Here is a 19,996-nt window from a genome sequence, read left to right on the forward strand (position 1 = left end):
TTCTCACCATAAAAAAACACTCCCCAATCAGATAAACAGATTTGTTATTTCATCTGTCTACCTATTGGGGAGCATATCAGCCGCAAGCAGGTCTTTCAAATCATGTAAGGACGTTCAAAACCGAACGGACCGAGTCGGCTGAGCGTTTCAATGCCGCCGTCTCTTCTTCCGTCAATTCGAGTTCGAGCACACGTTCAATTCCGTTCGCCCCGAGAATCGTCGGCACGCCGAGATAAAGATCTTCGAAGCCGTACTCCCCTTCGAGGTAAGCGATCGCCGGTAAGATGCGACGCTGGTCTTTTAAGATTGCCTCGACCATCTCGACGATGGCGGCTGCCGGCGCATAGTAGGCCGAGCCGTTACCGAGGAGTTGCACGATCTCACCGCCGCCTTTACGCGTCCGATTGACGATCGCTTCAATCCGGTCGGCCGGTAACAGTTTCTCGAGCGGGATGCCTCCGGCGTACGAGTAACGAATGAGCGGCACCATGTCGTCTCCATGTCCGCCGAGGACAAAGCCGGACACGTCTTTCACCGACACGTTCAACTCGGCGGCGACGAACGTGCGGAACCGAGCCGTATCGAGCACGCCCGATTGGCCGATGACACGTTCTTTCGGGAATCCCGACTCTTTGAACGCGGCATACGTCATCGCATCGACAGGATTCGTCAAGACGATCAAAATCGCTTCCGGTGAATAGCGGGCCACTTCTTTCGTGACCGCCCGCATCACCTTCGCGTTCGTCGAGACGAGGTCGTCCCGACTCATGCCAGGCTTACGCGCAATGCCGGCCGTGATGACGACGATGTCCGAATTAGCCGTATCGGCGTAATCCGACGTCCCTGTGATCCACGCGTCAAACCCTTGGATCGGCGCCGTCTCTTGCATATCGAGCGCTTTCCCTTTCGTCGGGTTCTCCATCTCTTTCATATCGAGAAGGACGACATCACCTAACTCTTTTTGAGCCAAATACAGTGCCGTCGTGGCCCCCGTGAAGCCGCTACCGATGACCGAAATCTTATTGCGTCGAATCATTGTGCTCTCCCCCTTGGTTTTACTGATGACTTACATGTTGTTGATCAGTTCATCCGCAAACTCTGAACACTTCACTTCTGTCGCACCGTCCATGAGACGGGCGAAATCGTACGTGACGACTTTCGAGGCGATCGATTTCTCCATCGCATTGATGATGAGGTCTGCCGCTTCGTTCCAGTTCATGTGACGAAGCATCATCTCACCTGACAAGATGACCGATGACGGGTTCACTTTGTCGAGGCCCGCATACTTCGGTGCCGTGCCGTGTGTCGCTTCGAAGATCGCATGGCCTGTCACATAGTTAATGTTCGCACCAGGCGCGATACCGATTCCACCGACTTGAGCAGCGAGAGCATCTGAGATGTAGTCCCCGTTCAAGTTCATCGTCGCGACGACGTCGAACTCGCGTGGGCGTGTCAAGATCTGCTGGAGGAAGATATCTGCGATCGAATCTTTCACGATGATCTTGCCTTCCGCCTCAGCCTTCGACTGGGCTTCATTCGCAGCCGCCTCACCAGACTCTTCTTTGATGCGGTCGTATTGTGCCCATGTGAACACTTTATCGCCATACTCTTCTTCCGCGAGCTCATAGCCCCAGTTTTTGAAGGCGCCTTCTGTGAACTTCATGATGTTTCCTTTATGGACGAGCGTGAGCGATTTGCGGTTGTTCGCGATCGCATATTCAAGTGCCGCTCGAACGAGACGTTTCGTCCCTTCCGAAGAAACCGGCTTGATCCCGATTCCTGACGTTTCCGGGAAACGGATCTTGTTGACGTTCATTTCTTCTTTCAAGAACGTGATCAACTTCTTCACTTCGTCGCTGCCTGACGCGTATTCGATTCCCGCGTAAATATCTTCTGTGTTCTCACGGAAGATGACCATGTCCGTGTCTTCAGGGCGTTTGACCGGTGACGGCACGCCTGTGAAGTAACGAACCGGACGAAGGCACGTGTACAAGTCGAGCTCTTGACGAAGCGCGACGTTGAGTGAACGGATTCCACCGCCGACTGGAGTTGTGAGCGGACCTTTGATGGCGATCAAATACTCACGGATTTGATCGAGCGTCTCGTTCGGGAGCCATTCCCCTGTTTGGTTGAACGCCTTTTCGCCAGCAAACACTTCCATCCATTCGATCTTCTTCTCGCCGCCGTAAGCTTTTTCGACAGCCGCATCGAAGACGCGGACCGCAGCGTTCCAAATATCCGGGCCTGTGCCGTCGCCGATGATGAATGGAATCGTTGGTACGTTCGGTACTTGAAGTGCACCATTTTCTACTGTGATTTTCTGACCTTGTGTCAACATATGAATCCCCCTAAGTACATTACTGTAGGCCGGCGTATCCGCCGACCTACGTCAATTGTTAGTTTACCAAAGTTTATGTCTAAATTGTGACTTGAACTTTCGAATCCGCTCAGCGTTCGTTCATCGGAACGTACGAACGATGTGCTTCTCCGACGTATTCGGCACGTGGACGGATGAGGCGGTTGTCCGCATACTGCTCGAGGATGTGGGCAATCCATCCAGACATCCGCGACACGGCGAAAATCGGTGTGAACAACTCTTCATCGAGGCCGAGCGCGTAATACGTCGAGGCCGAGTAGAAGTCTACGTTCGGCTTCAACCCTTTTTCTGTCTCGACGAGATGATCGATCTTCTCAGACATCTCATACCATTCCGGTTCGCCGATTTGCGCTGTCAACTGACGGCTCATCTCTTTTAAATGTTTCGCCCGCGGGTCGCCGTCCTTATACACACGGTGACCGAAGCCCATGATTTTCTCACGGCGCTCGAACTTGCCGCGAACGTATTCTTCGACTTTATCGACCGATTCGATTTCGTGGAGCATTTTCATGACGGCCTCGTTAGCACCACCGTGAAGCGGTCCTTTAAGCGCGCCCATCGCGGCTGTCACACCTGAATACATATCCGATAACGTCGCCACACAGACGCGCGCCGTAAACGTTGAGGCGTTCAGCTCGTGGTCGGCGTGAAGGATGAGTGCTTTATCGATCGTCTTCTCAGCAACCTCGCTCGGCTCTTCTCCGTTCAACATGTATAAGAAGTTCGCTGCATACGACAACCCTTGCTTCGGCGCGACCGGTTGCTCGCCTTTACGAAGACGGGCGAACGCCGTCACGATCGTCGCGATTTGAGCCTGGAGACGAATCGCCTTGCGCATGTTCGCTTCCTCGCTCATATCTTCTGATTCCTCGTCGTAAAGTGCAAGTTGCGATAGCGCGGTCCGGATTGTCGCCATGGCGTTCGCCGATTTCGGCGCCCGCTCGAGCGTCGCGATCACATCGTCCGGCAACTTCGCCTCTTTCACGAGCGCTTCAGAAAGTGTTTTCAATTCTTCCGCCTTCGGAAGCCGATCGTTCCATAATAAGAAGACGACTTCTTCAAACGTGGCGTGGTCCGCCAAATCATCAATTGTGTATCCTCCGTAAGTCAATTGTCCGTCAATGATCGAACTAACTTTTGAGGCCGCTGCCACAATCCCTTCTAACCCTTTTGTTGTTGACATCCATAACTCCCCCTCAGTCTTTAAAAGTGGTCGACCGCATCATACAGTCTGTTTATAGGGAATAAGGACGGCTGTCGAACGCTTTCCCCTTGACCGTGTTTCGACGTCATACCGCCCTGTCCTCCATTCAGTATAAACAATTTACTGAAAAAAAGAAATGTAAGCGTATCCAGTCGTTAAATTTTGTCAGAACCATTTCTCCACCAGGCTATAGCCTCCCAAAATGAGGGCGGCGATGCCGGCTCCGACGAGCGGTCCGACCGGCACTCCTTTCATGAAACCGACCGCGAGAATCGTTCCAGCCAGGAGTGCAGTCGTGACGACCGGGTCGACACGCATGAGTTGGACTCCTTGTCCGGCTGCGAGCGCGACAAACATTCCGGAAGCGAAAGCGACGATGCCGACCGGCCCTTTAATACTATTCCACAATTCTCTAAAACCTATGTCACCAGTTGCGATCGGAACGAGCACGGCAATCGTGATGATTGTCACGCCCCAATGAATTCCTTTTGAGGCGAGCGTCGGAAACAATTGGTCACCGAACCCGATCGCCTTGATGATCAACAACACACTGCTCGCGATGATGACCGATTGGTTATGGGAAATGACCCCGATCAAGACGAGCAGCAACAAGAATAAATATGCACCCATACGTCTCCTTCTTTCTAAATGGAAAAAGAACCGACCTCGAGATAAGGTCGGTTCGATTGGCATTCGATTACGCGTTATAAATCTTACCAGTAAGTGGGTCGATTGAAATCATTTGACCGTCACGGAGTGTGGCTGTCGCAGATTCAACACCGACGATCACTGGTTTACGGAGCGATGGTCCGACGATGCCGGCGTGGCTCGTCAATCCGCCGTCTTCCGTGATGATTCCAGCCGCTTTTTCGATCGCTGGCATCATTTCTTTATCTGTGAACGGTGCGACGAGGATCATTCCGTCTTTCGCTTTCGCGTTCGCCTCGTCCGCATTGTTAGCGACGACAACTTCCCCGACGAGTCCGCGCTCACCGATTCCGCGCCCGTTTGCGAGGGCGTGGCCGACGATGTGGATTTTCATCATGTTCGTTGTTCCTGCAGTCGCAGCCGGGATACCTGCCGAAATGACGACGAGGTCGCCGTCTGTGACAAATCCTGCGTGACGTGCTGCTTCAGATGCTTTCACCAACATTTCATCCGTGTTGTTCGGCATCGTGTCAGCAACGATCGGGTATACACCCCAAACGAGGTTCAACTGACGTGCTACGCGCTCAGATTCAGTGACCGCGATGATGTTCGCTTCTGGACGGTATTTTGCCGTACGGGCAGCCGTGTAACCAGATTGTGTTGGTGTCAAGATCGCTTTCGCGTTCAAGTTGATCGCTGTGTGGGCAACCGCTTGTGAGATCGCATCCGTCACGGTGTGCTCACTGCGCTTCTGACGATCTTTGAGCAAGTTTTTGTAGTCGAGCATGCGCTCTGTACGAACAGCGATCGCTGCTTGCATTTGAACTGATTCGATTGGGTAGTCACCAGCAGCCGTCTCACCTGAGAGCATGACCGCATCTGTACCATCAAGGATGGCGTTAGCGACGTCCGATGCTTCCGCACGAGTCGGACGCGGGTTACGTTGCATTGAATCAAGCATTTGTGTCGCTGTGATGACCGGTTTACCAAGGTCGTTACACTTCTTGATCAATTCTTTTTGAACTGGCGTGACTTCTTCTGTCGGGATCTCGATACCGAGGTCTCCACGAGCGACCATCAAACCGTCAGAGATTGCCAAGATTTCTTCGATGTTGTCGACGCCTTCTTGGTTTTCAATCTTCGGATAGATTTTAATGTGTGACGCATCGTGCTTTTCGAGAAGTTGACGAATCTCAACGACGTCAGATGCACGACGGACGAACGATGCTGCGATCACATCGATATCTTGTGAAATACCGAATTCGATGTCAGCGATGTCTTTGTCCGTAAGGGCAGGAAGGTTCACTTTGACGTTTGGCAAGTTTACGCCTTTCTTCGTCTTGATGATTCCTTCGTTTTCGATAAGGCAGCGAAGTTCGCGGTTCGGGAGCTTCTCAACGACAAGGAGTCCGATTAATCCGTCATCGAGCATGATGCGTGAACCGACTTCAACGTCCTCGTAAAGGCCTTCGTATGTGACCGAGAAACGATCTTTCGTACCGACGATTTCTTCTGTCGAAACGATTGTCACTTCTTTACCTTTTTCAAGAAGTGCTTTGCCGTCTTCGAACGTATGCGTCCGAATCTCAGGACCTTTCGTATCAAGAAGCACGGTCACGACTTTGCCAGCGGCACGTGCTGCTTCACGGATATCACGGATGCGGGCACCGTGCTCTTCGTAGTCACCGTGTGAGAAGTTAAGACGAGCGACGTTCATACCGGCTTCAATCATTTCTGGAAGAAGCTTCTCTGAAGCTGGTCCAATCGTACATACAATTTTCGTTCTACGCATAAATAAAAACCTCCTAGGGGATGTTATTGCAATTGCACACAGAAAACGGGAGGGCATGCGACCTGATCCCGTCTCTGTGAAGTTCACTGTGCTTAAATCGACAACTGGTTCGAAAGATCGATCAACTTCATATCAATCGTATGCTTGTTATGATCGAGCGCCTCGTCAATGTCGAGATCCATCATTTGACCGGCACGAATACCGACGACACGTCCAGCCTTGCCTTCGAGCAAGATCTCGACGGCGTAAGCACCCATGCGGCTCGCGAGGACACGGTCAGCGGCGGTCGGGGAACCACCACGTTGGATGTGACCGAGAATCGTCACACGCGTCTCCGAGTTCGTCTTCTCCGCGATGAGCTTTCCGATTTCCTCGGCACTGCCGGCGCCTTCAGCGACGACAACGATCGAGTGCTTCTTACCGCGGGCGACACCGTGATTGATGCGTTCCACGATCGCGCTTAAATCTTCCGGACGTTCTGGGACGAGAATTGATTCTGCCCCACCGGCCAGACCTGCGAAAAGCGCGATGTCTCCAGCGTCACGGCCCATCACTTCGATGACGTATGTCCGTTCATGTGAAGATGCCGTGTCACGGATTTTGTCGATCGCATCGAGCGCCGTGTTGAGCGCTGTGTCAAATCCGATCGTCGCATCCGTACCCGGGATATCGTTGTCGATCGTCCCAGGAAGCCCGATTGTCGGGAATCCAAGTTCCGTCAACTTTTGAGCGCCACGGTATGAACCGTCTCCGCCAATCACGACGAGTGCGTCGATGTTAAATTTCTTCAATTGTTCGACCGCTTTAGCGCGACCTTCTTCTGTTCTGAATTCAGGGCAACGGGCCGAACGTAGGAACGTTCCTCCGCGTTGAATGATATCGCCGACTGAGCCAAGGTTCAATTCGACGAGGTCGCCCTCGATCAAACCTTGATAGCCGTTATACACACCGTACACTTCAAGACCTTCGAAAATTGCTTTTCGGGTCACGGCACGGACTGCAGCGTTCATTCCGGGAGCGTCTCCCCCACTTGTCAATACCGCAATTCGTTTTAAATTCACGTCACTCACCTCTTATGTGTTTTAACGAAATCTGAAAATAAAATACCATGTCTGACCTTTGTTTTACAACACAAGTATGTGAAAAAAAAACAAGGGGTCCTCATCGAAACAGTCATTTGGTGAACGGTTGATTGTGAATGCGAAGCGGTTGTTACCGTTTTCACGAGCCAATTGTGCCAATTTGATGATATTTGTCAGCACGACCGTTCAACAGTTCGGTTTGAGCGTGTTGCATCAACTCGGCGATGTGTTGTGTTAATACAGGCTTCAAGAGTGACGACTGTAATGACACATCCATATGCGCTCCGCCGAACACTTCTGTGACGACTTCATCGACAATCCCTAATCCATATAAATCTTGTGCGGTAATCTTCATCGTTTCGGCTGCACGTTCGGCCAGTTTCGCATCTTTCCATAGAAGCGCGGCCGCACCTTCCGGCGAGATGACCGAATACGTACTGTTCTCGAGCATGAGCAGTCGGTCGCACACACCGATGCCGAGTGCGCCACCTGAGCCACCTTCCCCGATCACGACCGAGACGATCGGTGTCTTCAACGTCGCCATCTCGAACAAGTTACGCGCAATCGCTTCACTTTGTCCGCGTTCTTCGGCCGCTTTACCCGGGTAGGCCCCTTTCGTATCGATGAACGTGATGATCGGGCGGTTAAACTTCTCCGCCTGTTTCATGAACCGGAGCGCCTTTCGATACCCTTCCGGATGGGGCATCCCGAAATTACGCGCCATGTTCTCTTTCGTGTTCCGCCCGCGCTGATGACCGATGATCGTCACTGGCTTGCCATCGAGTGTGGCGATGCCGGCGACAATCGCCGCATCGTCATAGCCGTGGCGATCGCCATGGAGCTCGATAAAGTCAGGGAACAGACGCTCGATATAATCAAGCGTCGTTGGTCGTTTCGGGTTGCGTGCCAATTGCACGCGATCCCACGGTTTCATATTCCCATAAATATCTTTTTCTAATCGGTGCAGCTTCGCTTCGAGATGCCGAATCTCGCGGGACAAATCAATCCCTTTCGTCTCAGCGGTCTCACGTAGCTTCTCGAGCTGTTCATTCACTTCTTTGATTGGATCAAACACGGTCTACACCCCCGCCATGTAACGTGATCATGTTGTGTAAAAACGAACGCATTTGTTCGCGATGGATGACGGCGTCCAATTGGCCCGCCTCCAATAAAAATTCGGCTGTTTGGAAGTTGTCTGGTAATTTTTCACGGATCGTCTGTTCGATGATACGTCGACCGGCAAACCCGATCAACGCACCTGGTTCGGCCACATTCAAGTCACCGAGCATCGCAAAGCTTGCCGACACGCCACCCGTCGTCGGATGGGTCAAGTAAGAGATGTAGAGCAACCCTGCTTCATCATGTTGCTTCAACGCAATCGACGTGTTCGCCATTTGCATGAGGCTGACCATTCCTTCTTGCATCCGCGCACCGCCTGATGCGGTGAACAAGACGACTGGCAATCGCTCGGCCGTTGCTTGTCGAACAGCCGATGCGATCGCTTCACCGACATACGCCCCCATCGAGCCCATCCGGAACCTCGCGTCCATGACACAGACGACGAACGGATGACCAGAGATGCTCGCGCGGCCACAGACGACCGCTTCCTCGATTCCAGTTCGCTCCCTGTCTTTCGCTAACTTTTCTTCATAATCTGGAAAATCAAGCGGATTCGCTTTTACTTCCGGTCCTGAGAACTTCTCGAACGAACCGGCATCGACGAGCATCGTAATCCGCTCATCGGCACTGAGTGGAAAATGATAACCACAGTCACATACTTTATGGTTTTCGTTTAACTGTTTCGTGTAATGCATATATTTACAAGATGGACATTTTGTCATTAACCCTTGCGGCGCATCGATTTTTGGTTCTCGCTGACGCAACGGCATGTATCGTTTTGGTTTCTTGAAAAAAGCAGTCATCGCTTCCCCCTCGTTCATTCCGGCATCCCCACTTTACGCCACATCTCCAACAATTCCATTCGTTCTTCTAACGTATACAAGTCGCCGGCGTCCGTTCCTTCATAAAACCGGTTGACCTCGCTCCATATGCGGATGAACAACTCGTTCTTCAAACCGAAGACGAGCTGTTGACGAAAAATCCGGTCTTCGTTCAGGTTCAACTCGAGCGCCTGCACACGTTCTCGAGTTGGCTCGACTTCCGAGAACGCCAAACGTTCAAGCAACCGCAACATCTCGACGATGTCGGTCGCTTTCGTCTGTTTCGTCACGATGAACTCGGACAATATTTCGATATAGCGGTGCCGGTCTTGTTCACACAAGAACGTCCCACCTCCGTGTCTCGTCTCGACGATCCCAAGGAAACTGAGCGCGCGCAACGCCTCTCGTACCGAGGCCCGGCTAATCGACAGCGTTTCCGCGAGCTCGCGTTCGGATGGAAGCCGATCTCCGGGCGTGAGCGCCGCCTGGACGATCAATGAACGGATTTTAGAAATGTTTTCGTGAAATGAGGATGCGTGTTTTCCATGCATCTGACCGTTCAACTCCCTTTTTGAATGGTATTATCTCTAAAGTGGTCAGACCAATCAAACAGATTATACCACTTTTTATGACTTGGTACTAGTTTTCGTGCCAGTCATTTTTGTGTCGACACGTTTCAAAACGACGTCCGACTCCCCGAACCGTTTCTTGATCGCCAGCAACAACGCGTCGGTCGGATTGACCGAAAAGGCTGACGCAAGTTGCTTCACTTCTTTCGAGTCTGAGAAGCGACAGACGACAGGCACGTCGCCGGGTGAGGCGTGCAACAGTTCCTCAAGCTCTGGGAACGACTCACGTCGCAATCGGACGAACAACGCTTGACCATGTAACGGTCTGACCCGTTCAACGATCAATTGTCTGCGACCGTCGCGTTCGTTCGGGTGGACTTCAAGCAGCAACACGTTACCGCTGTATAGTGAACGTACAAACGCTTTATAGACGCGAGGGAAAACGACGACTTCGTCCTGTGTGACACCGTCATCGACCATCATGACACCCATGTCTTCACTTTTTTTCGTTTTGAACGTTCGGACCTCATCGACGTAGACGATGACGAACCCTTTTTCCCCATTCAACACATCCTCCATCGTCACCGTCGTGACGCCGAGCGGAGCGACCGTCGTCAGTGGAGAATGCACGATCCACGTCCCGAGCGCTTCCCGCTCTTCCTCCGACCAGTTCGGTTCGGTCGGCTCGGTTCGCTTCAAGCCGAGCGACGACAGTTCATCCGGGAGCAGGTGCGTGTCCGCTTCTTCACGCAGACGCTCGACGGCAAGAAAAGCCGCGCGGCGATTTCCGTGGTACATACGGTCAAGCGCGCCGGCGCCGAGCAATCGCCGCAGTTTCAACTGGTCTTTCGCCCCCCACTCCATCAACTCACGCAACCGGCTCACGTCCGTGAACTCGGTATGATGGGCAATCAAGCGCTCGACATCACGTTTCGTCAAACCTTGAATCGCTTTCAATCCGAGACGAACGCCCGGCCCCTCTAAAAACGCCCCGGCCTCACCGTGCAGCACGTCTGGTGCATAAACGGGGATTCTCCCTTTCCGCAACATGCGCACGAGTTGGTTCGTTTTCTCATACGTGACGAGATAAAAGATCCGTTCAAAATGCGCCTTCACGTAAGCGAGTCGATAACTGATCAAACTGTAAGCGACGGCGTGAGAACGGTTGAACCCGTACCCAGCGAACTTCTCGATCCATGAAAACACGTGTTGCATCGATTCTAATCCGAACTTCGGTGTGGTCCGCTCTAAAAACCGTGCTTTCTCCACGTCAATCGCCGTCGCGTCTTTTTTGGCGATGGCTCGGCGCACCAAGTCCGCCTCGGCATACGTATAGCCGGCGAGCTCACGCAATAGCCGCATGACTTGTTCTTGATAGACGAGCACCCCGTAAGTCGACGTCATCATGTCTCCGACGACGGGATGGACCGGTTTGTACGGCATGCCGTGCTTTCGTTTCGCATACGTCTCGATGAATTGCATCGGCCCTGGACGATAGAGCGACATCGTGACGACGATATCTTCAAACTCCGACGGCTTCACTTGTCGGAGCGCCTGCTTCATCCCCTCGGACTCGAATTGGAAAATCCCATCCGTGTCGCCCCGGGCGAGCAGTCGTAGCGTGCGGGCATCATTCAACGGCACCGTCTTCAAAGAGAACATCGCGTCCGTCTCTCGGATGAGCGCCTCCATGAGACGCAGCTTCGTCAAATTACGCAAGCCGAGCAAGTCGATTTTAAGCAGCCCCAACGCTTCGAGATCTTTCATATTATATTGGGTCACTTGGTCACCGTCCGTCGGTTGCAACGGCGTCACAGACTGTAATGCTTCCCGGCTGAGGACGAGACCGGCGGCATGGACGGACGATTGACGCGGCAACCCTTCTAACTGGGTTGCGATCGTCAACAGTTGCGACCGTTTTTGGCTGCCGGCGAACCATTTCATCTTCGTCGGGTTCGCCATGATGCCGTTCAGTCCATCGTCTTTCACTTGTTTACTGGCCGCCTGCCCTTCTTCGAGCGTCATCCCGAGCGCTCTGGCGACATCGCGGAGAGCCGCTTTCGCGCCGAACGTGGCGAGCGTACCGATTTGGGCGGCGTGGTTCTCTCCATACTTATCGAGCACGTATCGAACGACTTCTTCCCGGCGTTCATCTTCAAAGTCCAAATCAATGTCTGGCATCGTTACCCGCTCCGGGTTCAAGAATCGCTCAAACAAGAGCTCGAAATGGACCGGGTCGACTTCGGTGATGTCGAGGGCGAAACTGACGAGCGAACCGGCGGCCGACCCACGGCCCGGGCCGACTTCAATCGCTTGTTCCTTCGCGTAACGGACGATATCTTCGACGATGAGGAAATAAGACGCGAAGCCGGTCCGCTCGATGACCTCGAGCTCGTAGCGTGCCCGTTCGATATACGGGTCGTGGAGCAACCCTTTCGCTTTCAAACGCTCCGCGACGAGCCGCTTTAAGTGCAGGAACGCGTCAGGCAGTTCAGGAATAGCCGATTCGGCCATCGGCAGCTGTTTGACGGACACGAGCGTTTCGAACCGATCGAGCTCTTCAAGTTCACCTTGCTCGAACCAATCGTTCATCTCACTCGGAAGACGGACATAACGCCCTTTATGGTGCATATCTTCCGGCGAGAGCACATCCCCTTCCCCGATGGCGAGAAGGGCCCGATACGCCTCGAAGTCGTCAGCTCGCATATACGCCGTCTCCGGCGTCGGAATCAAGCGCACCCCGAGTTCTTCCCGCATCCCGCGTAACTGCTTCAAGACGAGCGCTTGTTCCGTCGTCTGCGGGGAAGGAATGCCGAGCCATAGGCGTTCCTCTGGCACATAGTTGAGCAGTTGATGATACAGCCGACGACGGTGAATCGGGTCACTCGTCTTCCAATTTTCGGGTAAGACGACGATGGCGAGATCGTTCGCTTCCCTCATCGCCCCGTCTCCGGCGACGCGATATAACTGTTCGATGTGACGGTCTTCTCGCGCATAGGCGAGAATCGTCACATCCAACCCGTCGACGCGCAACACGGTCCGCAGTCCGAAAACCGGCTTGACTCCGTAGCGGTCGCACAAGCGAAAGAACTGCGGTACCCCGAAACAGGCGTCGTCCGCAAGGGCAACCGCCTTGCTGCCGCGCTCCGCCATTTGCGCGACATATTGTTCCAGCCGAATCGTGCTCTGCATCAGGCTGAAAGCGGATCGAACGTTTAAATGAAGCATGTGACCCCTCCTCTCTTTTTTCTTAATTGTCAAACTCATGTCACCACTTCTCTGATACAATAATTATAGACATAACCATCGTAAAAAGGGGGTAAAAGCGTATGATTATTAATCGGGGACAAATCGCGCGCGACAAGCTGTCGGATCTACAGAACGGCCAGACCGTATTTGCCGACAGTCCTGAAATTATCGATCGGCTCCGCAAGTACATTACCGAGTACCAACTTGATGTAGTTGAGGATGTGACCGATCGCGGCACATGGTTCATCCCAAAAGAAGAAGAGACGAAATGAAGAGAGCTGACACCGGTCAGCTCTCTTCATTCGTTTCAAACGTATACGGCCGCGCGACTTCATCGAGTGCAGCGATCACCTCATCCATCTCATCCCAACGATCGATCGTGGCGCCAGCGGCCATCTGATGCCCGCCGCCACGGTATCGTTTTGCCACGTCGTTGATGACGGGCCCTTTCGAGCGGATTCGGACACGGATCTCGTCTTTATTCTCCACGAACATGACCCAACACTTCAAGCCTTCCAGCCCGGAGAAGCTGTTGACGAGTTGTGATGCTGCTTCAGGTGTCGCATGGAACGTCCGCAGCACGTCGGCGTCAATCTTGACGTAACCGACGCCCGCCTCCGTCACTTGTACGTGTTGCAACACGTAACCTTGGAGCTGAAGCGTCGCCAAGTTCGTCTTGTACATTTGACGATACAACCGGTTCGTGTCGATGCCATAGGCGAGCAGCTTCGACGCGACTTCGAACGTGCGTGGCGTCGCGTTGCGGAACTGGAAGCGTCCCGTGTCCCCGACGATGCCCGCGAACAATAGGAAGGCCGACTCTTGATCGAGAGGCATCTGCCACATCTCCGCGAGTTCTGCAATCATTTCCGACGTCGAACTGACCGTTGTGTCGACGATTTGGTGCGTCGCATACGGATCTTCATCTGGGTGATGATCAATTTTGATGACCGTCTTCCCTTTCAAGGCATGAGGCCCGTCAATCCGTTCATGATTGGCCGTGTCCAGGACGAGGACGAGCGCCTCATCGTACATGTCAGGCTCCACATGTTCCATCTTTCCTAAAAATTCTAAATCTCTTACGATGCCGCCGACGACGTATACTTTTTTCTCTGGATACGCACGTTCGATTATTCGTTTCAGTCCTAACTGACTGCCGAGGGCGTCAGGGTCCGGACGGACGTGACGGTGGATCATGATCGTGTCTGCCGCTTCGATGGACGCTTTGATGGTTGTTGCTTCTGGCCAATGTGCCATAGCCATTCCTCGCTTTCTTGAACGTTATTCTATGGTATGATGATAACAGATTACTTGTTTGAAAGGGGTTTCTTCACTTGGCTCAACTCGTTATTATCGGGCTCATCCTATTCGCGCTCGGCGCCTACTTCGTCTATAAACGACGTGCCTATCTTACGAAAACGCCGTACCGAAAAGCGTTGTTCAACACGCAGGCCCTCATTTGGCTCAGCTTGTTCCTCGCCTTGTTCGCGATTAACCAAATGGTCGGCGGGCTCGGGCTCGACTCGACCGTCGGATGGATCGTCAGCATCGTCATGCTCGTCCTCGGCGTCGGCAACGCCATCGTCGGATTCGTGCGCTACCGTAAAATTTATCCACTCGCTGCCGATGAGCCGATCAACCAACCTTAATAGTAAAAAATGAGCTGATGTGATTCATCAGCTCATTTTTTTAGCGGTCGATCAATTGTGCCGTGACGAGCGCTTTGGCGACGAGTTGCGTCCCTTGCGTCATCTCGACGTCGACTTTGCCGAACTTTCGCCCGAGATCGAAGACGTTCGCCGACACACGGATTTGACTCTCGATTTGAATCGGCTTCATGAAATAGACGGTGATGTTCTCTACGACGAGGTCCCCTTTTTTCATGTGTCGGAGGCTTCTCGTCGCCCCTTCGACGAGCAACGTCGTCAAGACGCCTGACGAAGCCGTCCCCATATGGCTCGTCATCTGCGGTGCCACCTCGACTGTGAACGCCGTCCCGTTAGAGGCCGGGTCCTCTTTTAACTGATTTGTGATCATGTTATCGAACGTCTCGCCGACTTGAGGCTGACGGTTTGCGAGTTGGAGCGCCTTCAACACGTCTTGGCGACTGATGATGCCGAGCAAGCGGCCATAATTATCGACGACCGGGAGCATTTCGATCCCTTCCCACACCATTTGATGGGCAGCATTCGTGACACTCGTCTGGACGCCGGCCGTGATCGGGCTTTTCGTCATGACTTTTTCGATCTCGGTGTCGTGCGCACGGTCGATGATGTCTTTCGCGGTGATGACCCCGACGACTTTCATCTGTTCATCGATGACAGGATAGCGGTTATGTTTCGTCCGTTCGTTCAACTCATGCCACCGCTTGACCGTATCGTCCGCTTTCAGATAGAACGTATCGTGCAGCGGGATGAGGATATCTGAGACGAGCAGAATCTCTTTTTTGATCAATCGGTCGTAAATCGCTCGGTTGATCATCGTCGCCACGGTGAAACTGTCATATGACGTCGAAATGACCGGCATGTTGTATTTATCCGCCATTCGCTTCACTTCGTCGGTCGTATCAAACCCCCCGGTAATCAAGACGGCGCCGCCCGATTGCAAGACGAGCTCGTGAGCCTTTTCCCGGTTCCCGATGATGACGAGCGAATCGACGTCGATGTAACGCATCATCGCCTCTAGTTTCATCGCACCGATAACAAATTTCGAGAGTGTCTTATGGAGACCGTCACGACCGCCGAGCACTTGCCCGTCGACGATGTTGACGACTTCGGCAAACGTCAACTTCTCGATGTTTTCTTTATGTTTCCGTTTGATCCGAATTGTGCCGACTCGCTCGATCGTCGAGACGAAGCCCAAATTCTCCGCTTCTTTGATGGCCCGGTAAGCCGTCCCTTCTGAAACCGCCAACTCTTTTGCGATTTGGCGAACAGAAATTTTGGCCCCCACATCGAGTGACTCGATATGTGCAATGATCTGTTCATGTTTTGTTGTCATGTCACGAGTCCCTTTCTTCAATACATTTTCTGTCACTTCCAGTATACTGTATCAGTCCATCTTCTTCAAACTGTACTACTGAAATTGTTACATTTCCTTTCTAATTTCGAAAACGATATAATGGACCAGAAAGCTAATGAACGGAAGGAAGGGAATCGACTTGAACCAACGAACAAACCAAATCGCCCAATCTTTGGCCACGAAAGGATTAGACGCCGCTTTCGTCACATCGAAAGCGTCCGTCTTTTATTTTTCAGGTGTGTATGCCGAGGCGCATGAACGACTGATCGCCATCCTCGTCTTGAAGAACGGGACGACGGCAATCGTCTGTCCCGCCCTCGAGAAAGGCATCGTCGAAGCGAGCGAGTGGACCGGGGATATCGTCACGTATATGGACCACGAGAACCCGTGGGACAAAGTAGTCAAACTTTTCCTTGACCAACAAATCATCCCGGAACGGATTGGTATCGAAGGAGAACATTTGACATACAACCGAGTCGAACAGTTGCGGGCCGGATTCGCGGGCCTATCGATCGTCGACTTGACGGAAGAACTTCAAGCGCTTCGCATGATCAAGACGCCGGATGAGGTACGCGTCATGAAGCGCGCCGCCGAGCTCGCGGACATGGCGATCGAGACCGGGATCCGCGCCTTGCGCGAAGGCGTGACCGAGCTCGAGGTCATCGCCGAAATCGAATACGCCATGAAAAAACAAGGCGTCCGCGAAATGTCATTCGACACTCTCGTCCTGTTTGGGGAAAACAGCGCCGACCCGCATGGGGTGCCCGGGAACAACCGCCTCAAGAAAGGCGACTTCGCGTTGTTCGACTTAGGGGTCGTCTGGCAAGGCTATTGCTCTGACATTACTCGCACGGTCGTCTATGGCGAAGCGAGCACGAAACAACGTGAAATTTATGAGACCGTCCTCCAAGCAGAGCTTGCCGCCATCGAGATGGCGGGTGTCGGTGCGACGCTCGGCTCCATCGACATCGCAGCCCGTCAAGTCATCACGACGGCCGGTTACGGAGAATACTTCACTCACCGTGTCGGGCACGGCATCGGCATCGAAGTTCATGAGTTCCCGTCGATGGCGGCGAATAACGACATGACGGCCCAAGTCGGGATGACGTTCACGGTCGAGCCGGGGATTTATCTCCCTGGCGTCGGTGGTGTCCGTATCGAGGATGACATCGTCATGACGGAAAGCGGTCCAATCCTGTTGACAAGCTACCCGAAAGCGCTCCAAGAAGTCAATTGACCTGAAAAAAGCCAGCCGCTGCTCAGCGGCTGGCTTTTCAATAGAATAAATGGAACATGACTTCCCGTTGCGGTACGTCGAACCGTTCCATCCGTTCCATGAACGCTTGCTTGTCGTATGGGACCGCCCTCAAGTCGATCGCGAAGCCGTTCTCGTCGTACGAGAGCAACCCGTATCGGGCCAAGTCGTCTCTTGCGACACCGAGCGCCCCGGGGTTGACGTACCGCTTCGCCGCGTCCTCGAACACATGCACCGGGTGGTGGTGGCCGAAGCAGACGATATCCGCGTCATATTCCCCATAGAGTCGTTGCATGTTCGGCAGCGTCGCCTCGAGGATCTCATGGAACGGTTCTTCGAGAATCGTCGCTTGTCGTTTCTCGATCGGGATATGATAGTGAATCCCATAGACTCGCTCCGTCCCGACTTGTTCCTCAATCGTTCGCGGTAACTGAAATAACGCATCGGCGTAGTCAGGACGCAACGTCCGCGCCACCCATTCATGATGCGGACGCGTATGCGCATAACTCGCAGGGTGCCCCCGCCCTTCAAGGAGCGACAACACCGCCTCGTCGTGGTTTCCGGTGATCATCCGGACCCCACGGTCGAGCAACCGGGCCATCACTTCATTCGAGTCCGGGCCCATCGCGATCATGTCGCCGAGGCACCAAATGTCCGTGACGCCTTGCTCGTCCAATTGTTCCAAGACGGCATCTAACGCCTGCACATTTCCATGGATGTCTGTCAGTATGGCCAATCTCATGCCGCACCCCTCATTTCCGATATTGATGGACGACGTTGACGCCGCCGGTCACGTCAATCACTGCTCCGGTGATCATGTCCGATTCGGCGGCGAGCAAGAACAAAATCATCCGCGCAATGTCCTCGCCGGTCCCGTGGCGCCCGACCGGCGTCTGCCCGTCGGCCTCCGCCTCATCGATGCGCATCTCTTTTTGGGAGCCGACGATATTGCCTGGGTTGATCATATTGGCCGTGATGCCGTAACGCGCTTCTTCGAGCGCCACCGTTTTCGTCAAACTGACGAGCCCCGTCTTCGCGGCGGCAAAAGCGGAGCGGTGCAACCATCCGGGCGCCGTCGCACTTTCCGGGAAACCGTACGTGATGATGCGGCCGAACTGATTTTCTCGCATGCTCGGGATGGCGCGGCGCATCAGCCAGAACGATGCGGATAAGTTCCCGGTGATCACTTCGTCCCATTCCTCGTCTGACAAGTCAACGAGACATTTACGGTCAAATATATACGGTCCCGCATTCAAGATGAGCGCGTCCGGTTCACCGAACTTAGCGACCGCCTGACCATACCCAGCGAGCACCGCCTCACGGTCCGTGAGCGGCGCTTCGACCATATGTAGCCGTTCATGCTCCCATTCGATCGGGTTTCGTTGGAGCACACTGACGTGCCACCCTTCTTCTAACAGCCGTTCCGTCACGACGCGGCCGATGCCTTTGGCCCCGGCCGTGATGACTACGTGTTTCATCGTCATCCCTCCTCTGTATCATCTTACCCGTTCCTGTTGCCCATTTCCAAACTTCAACCTGTCGGGAGAGAAAGTTGTGAAAATTTCACACATTCTCGGAAGAAGCGGGCGTGAATTTCGATAGAAGTGGTATACTATACATGTAAGCCGCACGTACATTTCAAGCGAAAGGTTGGGATTTACATGGCAATTGTCTACAAACATATCCTCTCTGCCGTCGACGGCTCGAAAGAGGCGGAACGCGCATTTGAAACAGCAATCGACGTCGCGCTCCGTAACGATGGGAAACTGTATATCGGTCACGTGATTGATACACGCACGTTTGCCACAGTCGAAGCGTACGATCGGACAATCACCGAGCGTGCCGAAACGTATGCGAAAGAACTGCTCGAAGATTATGTGAACCGCGCGCGTGAACGGGGCGTCAAAGAAGTCGAGACCGTCATCGAGTACGGTTCCCCTAAAGTGACGATCGCGAAAAAGATTGCACCGAACCATGAAATCGACCTTATTATTTGTGGAGCGACCGGCTTGAACGCGGTCGAACGTTTCTTCATCGGTAGCGTCTCGGAGAGCATCGTCCGGTACGCCAAGTGCGACGTGCTCATCGTCCGTCAATAATACTATGCAAAACAAGGGCCATCGCGAAGCGATGGCCCTTGTTCATTCGTTATAAGACTTTGACGGTGACCGTCTTCCGGCCAAATTTCAAAGCCGCACTTTGTGAATACATTAAAATGTCGATCTTGTTGCCTTTAATGGCGCCGCCCGTGTCTGCCGCCGTGTAAGTCCCCATCAACTTCCCACCGACGTACACTTGTACTTTTGAACCGAGTGGGATGACGCGCGGGTCGACCGCGACGACGTTATGTTTTTGTGTGCGTACGTTCCATCCGAGCGCCGTCTTTCCAGAGCAGCCTTTGCAATATGGCGTGTAAGCCGACGCGTTCATCGTGTACGATTTCACGTTAGCTTTTGCGACCGGTTTGACGGTGCGTAAGTATTTTGTCGCAACCCAGCCGACTTTCCCTTTATAGTTGACGCGAATCCATGCTCCTTTTGAGCCTGTGCGTTCTAGTTGCTGTCCTTTGTCGATCTTGCCGAGCACTTTGCCGCTGACGTGCGCCGCTGCCCGGACGTTCAAGCCGTTCACTTGGCTTTGTACGAGTACTTTTGAAGATGCCTCAACTTGTTGTTGCGGTAATAGCATAGCAAATGTCATGACCGTCAGTAGTAAGATCGTTCCAATTTTTTTTAGCATGTGGTTCGTCCTTTCCTAGTCGGTTTGGTTTGTCGTGCTTCATGTTGTCGATTTCTTTGATGTCCAGTACGTTCAACTTATAACCCGATGAGTCAAGACGAGTATGTTTCGTCCAGATAA

General features: G+C 53.2%; 19 protein-coding genes. 4 read left to right on the forward strand and 15 right to left on the reverse strand.

Annotated features, from left to right (window positions below; all coding sequences use genetic code 11):
- Window positions 1-100 precede the first annotated feature (100 nt).
- The 10 genes from mdh to dnaE all read right to left on the reverse strand — a co-directional run bounded on the left by mdh (window position 101) and on the right by dnaE (window position 12,840).
- Complete coding sequence (gene mdh, locus L971_RS03395; protein WP_024371382.1) at window positions 101-1,036, reverse strand: malate dehydrogenase; 936 nt, start codon at window positions 1,034-1,036, stop codon at window positions 101-103.
- Between the two features lie 30 nt (window positions 1,037-1,066).
- Window positions 1,067-2,335 carry an NADP-dependent isocitrate dehydrogenase gene (gene icd / locus L971_RS03400; protein WP_024371381.1) on the reverse strand — a complete coding sequence of 423 codons (1,269 nt, stop codon included), beginning with the start codon at window positions 2,333-2,335 and terminating at the stop codon, window positions 1,067-1,069.
- 112 nt (window positions 2,336-2,447) lie between these two features.
- Entirely contained in the window at window positions 2,448-3,560 is a 1,113-nt protein-coding gene (gene citZ / locus L971_RS03405; RefSeq protein ID WP_024371380.1) for a citrate synthase, read from the reverse strand.
- Between the two features lie 186 nt (window positions 3,561-3,746).
- The gene (locus L971_RS03410; RefSeq protein WP_024371379.1) at window positions 3,747-4,211 is read right to left on the reverse strand and encodes a DUF441 domain-containing protein; all 465 of its coding nucleotides are present in this window, start codon (window positions 4,209-4,211) and stop codon (window positions 3,747-3,749) included.
- A gap of 67 nt (window positions 4,212-4,278) precedes the next feature.
- Complete coding sequence (gene pyk / locus L971_RS03415) at window positions 4,279-6,021, reverse strand: pyruvate kinase (RefSeq protein ID WP_029334713.1); 1,743 nt, start codon at window positions 6,019-6,021, stop codon at window positions 4,279-4,281.
- A gap of 92 nt (window positions 6,022-6,113) precedes the next feature.
- A complete protein-coding gene (gene pfkA, locus L971_RS03420) occupies window positions 6,114-7,082 on the reverse strand; it encodes a 6-phosphofructokinase (protein ID WP_024371377.1) in 969 nt (322 codons plus the stop codon).
- A 160-nt stretch (window positions 7,083-7,242) separates the two neighbouring features.
- Window positions 7,243-8,178 carry an acetyl-CoA carboxylase carboxyltransferase subunit alpha gene (locus L971_RS03425; RefSeq protein WP_024371376.1) on the reverse strand — a complete coding sequence of 312 codons (936 nt, stop codon included), beginning with the start codon at window positions 8,176-8,178 and terminating at the stop codon, window positions 7,243-7,245.
- Window positions 8,171-9,025: an acetyl-CoA carboxylase, carboxyltransferase subunit beta gene (gene accD, locus L971_RS03430; RefSeq protein ID WP_047374353.1), complete on the reverse strand. Its 855-nt coding sequence runs from the start codon at window positions 9,023-9,025 to the stop codon at window positions 8,171-8,173. The genes L971_RS03425 and accD overlap by 8 nt, the downstream gene beginning before the upstream one ends.
- A 14-nt stretch (window positions 9,026-9,039) precedes the next feature.
- On the reverse strand, window positions 9,040-9,594 hold the full coding sequence (locus tag L971_RS03435) for a FadR/GntR family transcriptional regulator (protein ID WP_024371374.1): 555 nt from the start codon (window positions 9,592-9,594) through the stop codon (window positions 9,040-9,042).
- Between the two features lie 75 nt (window positions 9,595-9,669).
- Window positions 9,670-12,840 (reverse strand): DNA polymerase III subunit alpha, encoded by a 3,171-nt coding sequence (gene dnaE / locus L971_RS03440; RefSeq protein WP_047374322.1) that lies wholly within the window; start codon window positions 12,838-12,840, stop codon window positions 9,670-9,672.
- A 101-nt stretch (window positions 12,841-12,941) separates the two neighbouring features.
- Between dnaE and L971_RS03445 the strand changes: the two genes are divergently transcribed.
- On the forward strand, window positions 12,942-13,133 hold the full coding sequence (locus tag L971_RS03445; protein WP_024371372.1) for a hypothetical protein: 192 nt from the start codon (window positions 12,942-12,944) through the stop codon (window positions 13,131-13,133).
- A gap of 16 nt (window positions 13,134-13,149) precedes the next feature.
- On the opposite strand, the gene L971_RS03450 is transcribed toward L971_RS03445, so the two are convergent.
- A complete protein-coding gene (locus L971_RS03450; RefSeq protein WP_024371371.1) occupies window positions 13,150-14,118 on the reverse strand; it encodes a bifunctional oligoribonuclease/PAP phosphatase NrnA in 969 nt (322 codons plus the stop codon).
- A 77-nt stretch (window positions 14,119-14,195) separates the two neighbouring features.
- On the opposite strand from L971_RS03450, the gene L971_RS03455 reads away from it, so the two are divergent.
- Window positions 14,196-14,510: a YtpI family protein gene (locus L971_RS03455; RefSeq protein ID WP_034799024.1), complete on the forward strand. Its 315-nt coding sequence runs from the start codon at window positions 14,196-14,198 to the stop codon at window positions 14,508-14,510.
- A 40-nt stretch (window positions 14,511-14,550) separates the two neighbouring features.
- On the opposite strand, the gene L971_RS03460 is transcribed toward L971_RS03455, so the two are convergent.
- Window positions 14,551-15,861 (reverse strand): DRTGG domain-containing protein, encoded by a 1,311-nt coding sequence (locus tag L971_RS03460; protein WP_024371369.1) that lies wholly within the window; start codon window positions 15,859-15,861, stop codon window positions 14,551-14,553.
- A 160-nt stretch (window positions 15,862-16,021) separates the two neighbouring features.
- Between L971_RS03460 and L971_RS03465 the strand changes: the two genes are divergently transcribed.
- Window positions 16,022-17,119, forward strand: a complete 1,098-nt coding sequence (locus tag L971_RS03465) for a Xaa-Pro peptidase family protein (protein WP_047374325.1) — start codon at window positions 16,022-16,024, stop codon at window positions 17,117-17,119.
- Between the two features lie 37 nt (window positions 17,120-17,156).
- Here L971_RS03465 and L971_RS03470 read toward each other — a convergent pair whose 3' ends face one another.
- Together L971_RS03470 and L971_RS03475 are read right to left on the reverse strand one after the other, a co-directional pair.
- Entirely contained in the window at window positions 17,157-17,879 is a 723-nt protein-coding gene (locus L971_RS03470) for a metallophosphoesterase (RefSeq protein WP_047374327.1), read from the reverse strand.
- Window positions 17,880-17,889: 10 nt separating this feature from the next.
- Window positions 17,890-18,615, reverse strand: a complete 726-nt coding sequence (locus L971_RS03475; protein ID WP_024371366.1) for an SDR family oxidoreductase — start codon at window positions 18,613-18,615, stop codon at window positions 17,890-17,892.
- 183 nt (window positions 18,616-18,798) lie between these two features.
- Between L971_RS03475 and L971_RS03480 the strand changes: the two genes are divergently transcribed.
- The gene (locus tag L971_RS03480; RefSeq protein WP_024371365.1) at window positions 18,799-19,236 is read left to right on the forward strand and encodes a universal stress protein; all 438 of its coding nucleotides are present in this window, start codon (window positions 18,799-18,801) and stop codon (window positions 19,234-19,236) included.
- 49 nt (window positions 19,237-19,285) lie between these two features.
- Here the strand turns inward: L971_RS03480 and L971_RS03485 are convergent, their stop codons facing one another.
- Window positions 19,286-19,876 (reverse strand): 3D domain-containing protein, encoded by a 591-nt coding sequence (locus L971_RS03485; protein WP_024371364.1) that lies wholly within the window; start codon window positions 19,874-19,876, stop codon window positions 19,286-19,288.
- Window positions 19,877-19,996 lie beyond the last annotated feature (120 nt).

It is taken from the genome of Exiguobacterium sp. ZOR0005 (assembly GCF_000798975.1).
GTDB classification, from domain to species: Bacteria; Bacillota; Bacilli; order Exiguobacteriales; family Exiguobacteriaceae; genus Exiguobacterium; species Exiguobacterium aurantiacum.